Below are 830 nucleotides of genomic sequence, written 5' to 3'. Positions count from 1 at the left end.
CCGTGGCTGGTGGGATTTTTCTCCCTGGTGCTCTACCCCTTCGCCTCGTCTTTGTACTTCTCCTTCACCAGTTACAACATCCTCAACGAGCCCCACTGGGTCGGTGTCCAGAACTACTCCCACATGCTCGACGATGCCAGATGGCTCACCTCCGTCAAGAACACCATGTACTACGTGTTGATTTGTGTTCCCATCGGGGTCGTCCTCGCCATTGCACTCGCCCTGCTCTACCACCAGAAAATGCCCGGACGCACCCTCATGCGCACCCTCATGTACGTCCCCCTCATTGTTCCCCCCGTCGCCACCGGCATCTTGTGGCTCTGGATGTTCAAACCCATCGGCGGTCTCTTTAACACCGCCCTCGCCTGGGTCGGCATTCAAGGCCCCACCTGGCTCGGAGACACCGACTGGGCCAAAATCTCCCTCATCATCATCGCCCAGTGGGGCGTCGGTGGAAACGTGTTGCTGCTCCTGGCTGCGCTGAGTGACGTGCCCAAACAACTCTACGAGGCTGCAGAGATCGATGGGGCCACAATCTGGCACCGCTTCTGGCACATCACCCTGCCCATGATTTCCCCGGTGGTGCTGTTCATCACCATCACCGGTCTGATCTCGGCCTTCCAGGCCTTCACCGAGGCTTTTATTGTCTCCGACGGCAAAGGGGGACCTGCGGACTCCACTTTGTTCTACTCGCTCTACATCTACCAGAAGGCCTTCCGGGACTTCGACATGGGCTACGCCTCAGCGCTTTCCTGGGTGCTGTTCCTGGGCATCCTGGCCTTCACCGGCATCGTTTTCCGCGCCAGCAAGAAATGGGTGGTTTATGACCG

The 830-nt window shown here is 58.7% G+C and carries 1 protein-coding gene; it reads left to right on the top strand.

Translation table 11 applies throughout. The features are described from left to right. Window positions 1-27: 27 nt before the first annotated feature. Window positions 28-830: carbohydrate ABC transporter permease (locus IEY52_RS26505; RefSeq protein ID WP_189009719.1), on the top strand; the 803-nt coding region annotated here is incomplete at its 3' end.

The organism is Deinococcus roseus, assembly GCF_014646895.1.
Taxonomy (GTDB): Bacteria; Deinococcota; Deinococci; order Deinococcales; family Deinococcaceae; genus Deinococcus_C; species Deinococcus_C roseus.
The sequence above is the reverse complement of the archived record's forward strand: the minus strand, read 5'-3'. Positions and strand labels throughout refer to the sequence as shown.